The following is a 5,054-nucleotide window of genomic DNA, read 5'->3' as shown; positions in this document are numbered from 1 at the left end:
CGCTTCTCCCCCAGGTCGTAGCGGTCCCACAGCAGCGCCAGCACGAACAGCGGACCCGCCATCCCCAGCGCGTAGACCGCCAGGAGCAGGGCCCCGCGCATGGGGCCGCCGGTGGCCGCGACGGTCAGGACCGCGCCGAGGATCGGCCCGGAGCAGAAACCGGCGAACCCGTACACCGCGCCCAGCGCGAAGACCGAGACGGTGTTCGTGCGACCGGAGAAGCGCCCCTGGAGGCGCTGGGCCAGCCCCGAGGAGAACCCGAAGCCGATGATCTGCGCCACGCCGAAGGCGATGACGAGCGAGCCCGCGATGGTGATGAGGAGTTCGCGTTCTCCGTAGAAGAGGCGGCTGGCCATGGCCGATCCCGCCCCCAGCGGAACCAGTGTGGTGCACAGGCCCAGGTAGAACACGCCGGTGCGGGCCAGGAGACGGCGCGGGTCGCGGAACGCGTACCCGAAGAAGGAGGGGAGCAGCAGGGCGCTGCACGGGCTGAACAGGGCGAGCACACCGCCCGCCAGGGCGGCGACGAAACCGACGTCAGCCATCGTCGCCCCTCCCGGCGTCCGCCAGGGCGTTCTCGATGGCCGATTCGAACACGGGAAGCGGTTGGGCGCCCATGAGCGGCTGGCCGTTGACGAGGAAGGCGGGGGTGGAGGTGACCCCTATCCCCTGGGCCTCCGCGAAGTCGCGGCTCACCAGTTCGGCGACCTCGTCGCTGTGCCGGTCCTCCTCGAAGCGCTCGGGGTTCATGCCGAGCTCCGCGACGATCTGGTCCAACGCTTCTTCGAGGGCCTCACCCTCGAACTTCTCCTCGTAGGCGAAGTAGGTCTCGTGGAACTCCCAGAACCTGCCCTGCATACCGGCGGCCCGGGCGGCGTGGGAGATCGTCTCCGAGGAGCCGGTGATGATGGGGAAGTCGCGCCATTCGATGCGCAGGTCCCCCTGTTCGACGTAGGGCATCAGCTCGGGCTGGGTCTCCCGGGTCCAGCGGCCGCAGTAGGGGCAGTTGTAGTCGGAGTAGGCCACCATGACCACGGGCGCGTCGACGTCGCCCATCGCGGTGGGGTCCTCGGGGTCCTGACGGGCCAGCAGGGGCCTGGACTCCCGGTGGTCGGAGGACTGTTCGTCGGCCTCGGCGGTGGTCTCGGGAGTGGAGTCGGCCGCTGGACCCTCCACCTGGTTGTCCATGACCCGGTCGTCCATGACCCGGTCGTCCATGACCCGGTTGGCCACGAGCAGGCCGGCGACGACCACCAGGGCCAGGCCGACGAACAGCAGGCCCCGCCACGAACCGCCGCCGCCTTCGTCCGGGGCGCGCCCCCGCTCGCGCCTCTCGCCCGGGGAGGGCCGTGCGTTCGCCTGCTTCTTTCCGCGGTCGGGTTCGGGCCCGGATGGGTCGGACATGTGGGTGCCCCTCGGTCGGCTCACGTTGTTTCTATGAACCTTAGTATACTTTCTACGCTTCATAGAAATAGCGTGCGCTAGGGGCGGTGCGGGGCGTTTCCTCCGAGGTGAGCGTCGAACAGGGGGTTCCACCGGGGCCGCGCGTGAGGCGCCCCCAGCGAGCCGACGAGCCGATGTGCGGGCGCGCGGGGAATGGGGCTGCTTCTTCCAACACCATGGTGAATCGGTGACCGACGTGCCGACGTGTCAACGTGCTGGCGCGCGGGGGGAGCGGGCGCGACGGGCCGAGACACGCTCCGGTCAGGGCGGCCGGGGCGTCCCGGCGCGGACCGCTGACGGAGGAGTCAGTAGGCCGCGCAGTCGCAGTACGGGAGGAGGACCCCGGCCAGCGCCGAGGCGACCGTGAGCACCAGGGGAGCCGTCACCAGGGTGGTGACCAGAGCGGTGCGCGCACGCGCCCGCCACCGCCGACATCCGGCGGCCGGTGTGACCTGCCGCCGGACCCGGTCGACCGGACAGGCGCCGCTGATGGACAGGACCTGCGGGGAACGGCCCAGACCGGCCTCGGCCAGGGTTCCCAGAGCGTGCACCAGCGGGCGCACGCCGACCTCGCGCGCGGCCCGGTCGTCGGCGGCCCACTCCACGAGGACGGGGACCTCGGACGCCGCCGCGCGCAACAGGGGGACCCGGGGGAAGGCGGCGTCGAGCAGACGCACCCACCCGACCACGAGGTGGTGGCGCCCCTGGAGGTGGGCCTTCTCGTGGGCCAGGACGGCGCGCACCTGGGGTCCGTCCAGCACCGCCAGGGCGCCCCGGGTGATGACCACGCCCCCCTGCGCGCCGGGAACGCAGTAGGCCCCGCTCTCGGCGGAGTCGACCAGCCACACGCGCTGACCGTGCAGGAGGCGGCGCCGCGCGCGGGAGAGCAGGTCACGGTGGTGGGAGCGCCGCCACGAGGTGCCCTCCCGCCTGCGCCGCACCCCCGTCCACAGCAGGCGCAGCGCCGCCGCCAGGACCAGTACGGCGCTGACGCCGATGCCCCACCCGGCGTTGTTGCGTTCCAGGGCCTGGAGCACGCTGAGGCAGGCGGCCAGGACCGCCTTGACCGAGGGGCCCAGGAGTTCGGCGGCGAACACGGCAGCCAGGGTGGCGCAGGAGACCAACCAGACCGCGGTCGCCAGGGTCCACAGCGCCAGCATCGCCCTCGGCCCGGGGCCGCAGGCGTGGGAGGCGCGGTGTAGGAGCCCGGGACCTGTGACGCCGAGCGCGACGACCGCGCAGACGGCGGCGAACGACCAGATCACGTCTCCTCCTCGGGAGGGAGGCCGTCGAGCAGGCTGCGCAGGGCGCGCGCGTCCTGGGGGCTCATGCTGTCCACGAACCGCAGCAGCGTGGCCTCGGAGTCACGGCTGCCGGTCAGCGCCTCGTGCATCACGTCGGCGGCGTGCGCCGAACGGTCCCGCACGGGGCGGTAGAACCACACGCGGCCGAGCTGTTCGCGGTCGACCCACCCCTTGCGTCTGAGGTTCTCCAGCACGGTGGAGATGGTGGTGTAGGCGGTCGCGTGGTCGGTGAGGCGCTCTCGCACCTGTCGGACCGGCAGGGGTTCGGACGCCTCCCACAGGACCTCCATGACCGCCGTCTCCAACGGTCCGAGTCCAGGAATCATGGTGTCCTCGTCCCACCTCTCGCCGCGCGGATCGGGTTCAGCATAATGGCGCTCCTTCTCAGCCGTGTTCGGTCGCGGAGCGGTCGACGGCGACGTAGGCGCCGTCCCCGTCGCCGTCGACCGCCTCCACCAGCACCGGGCCGCGTTCCGGCCCCGCCACGGGGATCCCCCACGTCCCCTCCTCCAGGGTCCGCCCGTCCGCCATGGACAGGACGCGGTTCCCGTCTCCGGCGGTGGTGTACAGCAGGCCGCCGACGAGGCGCACGGGGCGTTCACCCGGACGGGCCTCCACCGACCAGAGACCGTCCTGGGAGGGTCCCCTCCTGCCCAGGAGCACGGGTGCGCCCGTCTCCGCGGAGGTTCCCGAGACCACCGTGCGGCCGGAGCCGTCCCCGACCGTGACGGGTTCGGTGCGCGAGGACAGTTCCGCCAGGGGGCGGCCGTCGCGTATGTCGTGCACCGTGTACACCGCCGCCCCGCCGCGCTCCCAGCGCAGGGTCAGGAGCCCGGCGGAGTCGCTCGCAGGGCGGTGGCCGTAGGTCAGGGTGGTCTCCCCCGCCTCCTCGGCCAGCGAGGCGGGGACCGGCAGTTCGGAGCCCCGCCACAGCTGCTCGCCCGAGGAGGTGTCGATCGCTCGGAGCCCGCCGTCGCGGTGGACCAGGAGGGTTCCCTGGTACTCGTGGAGGATCGCGTCACCGTCCTGCTCGTCGGCCGCCACCGCCCCGGTGCCTGCGGCCAGGGCGACCTTCGGGCCGGTCTCCTCGTTCATGACCGTGTGCGAGACCCGGGCGAAGACAAGGCCGGGTCCCACCCAGGTGCCCGGCACCTCGGTGGGCCCCCAGACCCTGCGCCCGGTGGAGGGGTCGTAGGCGGCCGCGGTGACCGTGGCGGCCAGCAGACCCCGTTCGGGCGCCGCGTCGCTGTCCAGGAGCACGACCAGGTCGTCGCCCCGGTCGTCGCGGGTCGTGGTGAACCCCGTGCAGCTCGGGTTGCGGGCCGTCGACCAACGGGTGTGCCCCCGGGCGTCCACCCCGAGGAAGCGCAGGTCCCCTCCCTCGTCGCCGGCGACCAGACCGACGAAGCCGTCGTCGGTGGCCTTGGGCTCGGAGGAGTAGGGGGAGGTCCACAGCCCCCGGTCGCCGAGCACGCCGGGGATCCGCCCCGCGTCCACGGCCAGGGCGGGTGAGGGCGGATCGTCCAGGGGCCGCGCGTCGGCCGGGGCGGCGAGTTCGGGCCTGCCGCAGGCCGCGAGCACCAGGAGCAGGCACACCAGGGCGCACGCACGCACCGGGCCCTGTGCCCGCCGCGTCCGCCGCGTCCGCCCCGGCCCGGGAGCGTCCCGGTGGGGGAGGGGTCGTCCGGGGGACCGTGGGGTCGCCATGGTCACCGCCCGGCCGCGCGCAGCGCCGCGTCGATGCTGTCGGTGAAGGCGTCCAGGGGCTGGGCCCCCAGGACGGGGTCGCCGTTGACGAGGAAGGCCGGTGTGCCGCTCATCCCCATGTCCTGTCCCTCGGTGAAGTCCCTCTCCACGGCCTCCTCGCTCTCGGGGGCGTCCAGGTCGCGGGCGAAGGCGTCGGTGTCGAGACCGATCTCCCCGGCGGCGTCCAGCATGCTCGCGCGTACCTCGTCGGCGTCGCCGGTGAAGTCCTCCGGGGCGTCGTAGACGCGGGCGTGGTACTCCCAGAACCGGTCCTGGTTCCCGGCGGCGACCGCGCCCAGGGCGAGCGTGCGCGAGTTCTCCCCCAGGTAGGGGAACTCGCGCCATTCGATCCGCACCAGCCCCGGATCGACGTAGGCCTCGACCAGTTCGGGCTGGGTCCGGTGGACCCAGCGTGCGCAGAACGGGCAGAGGTAGTCGGAGTAGGCGACCATCACCACCGGGGCGTCGACGGGTCCCATCGCGTGCGGGTCGGCCGGGTCCCTGCGGGCGATCTCCTCTCCGGCGGCCCGCATCTCATCGCTGACCGTGTCGGCGGCGGTC

Annotated in this window: 6 protein-coding genes; all 6 read right to left on the bottom strand. The window is 73.1% G+C overall.

Going from position 1 to position 5,054, the window contains the following annotated elements:
• Window positions 1-545: cytochrome c biogenesis CcdA family protein (locus tag HGB44_RS31450; RefSeq protein WP_168444232.1), on the bottom strand; the 545-nt coding region annotated here is incomplete at its 3' end.
• On the bottom strand, window positions 538-1,404 hold the full coding sequence (locus HGB44_RS31445) for a DsbA family protein (RefSeq protein WP_061081829.1): 867 nt from the start codon (window positions 1,402-1,404) through the stop codon (window positions 538-540). The genes HGB44_RS31450 and HGB44_RS31445, both read right to left, overlap by 8 nt.
• 344 nt (window positions 1,405-1,748) lie before the next feature.
• A complete protein-coding gene (locus HGB44_RS31440) occupies window positions 1,749-2,708 on the bottom strand; it encodes a M56 family metallopeptidase (RefSeq protein WP_061081830.1) in 960 nt (319 codons plus the stop codon).
• Window positions 2,705-3,073, bottom strand: coding sequence for a BlaI/MecI/CopY family transcriptional regulator (locus HGB44_RS31435; protein WP_061081831.1), 369 nt, complete (start codon window positions 3,071-3,073; stop codon window positions 2,705-2,707). The genes HGB44_RS31440 and HGB44_RS31435 overlap by 4 nt, the downstream gene beginning before the upstream one ends.
• Before the next feature lie 58 nt (window positions 3,074-3,131).
• Window positions 3,132-4,361, bottom strand: a complete 1,230-nt coding sequence (locus HGB44_RS31430) for a PQQ-binding-like beta-propeller repeat protein (protein ID WP_231972523.1) — start codon at window positions 4,359-4,361, stop codon at window positions 3,132-3,134.
• Window positions 4,362-4,456: 95 nt separating this feature from the next.
• Window positions 4,457-5,054: DsbA family protein (locus HGB44_RS31425; RefSeq protein ID WP_168444231.1), on the bottom strand; the 598-nt coding region annotated here is incomplete at its 5' end.

This window comes from Nocardiopsis alborubida (assembly GCF_012396365.1).
Lineage (GTDB): Bacteria > Actinomycetota > Actinomycetes > Streptosporangiales > Streptosporangiaceae > Nocardiopsis > Nocardiopsis alborubida.
This window is presented reverse-complemented; position numbering and strand designations above follow the sequence as displayed.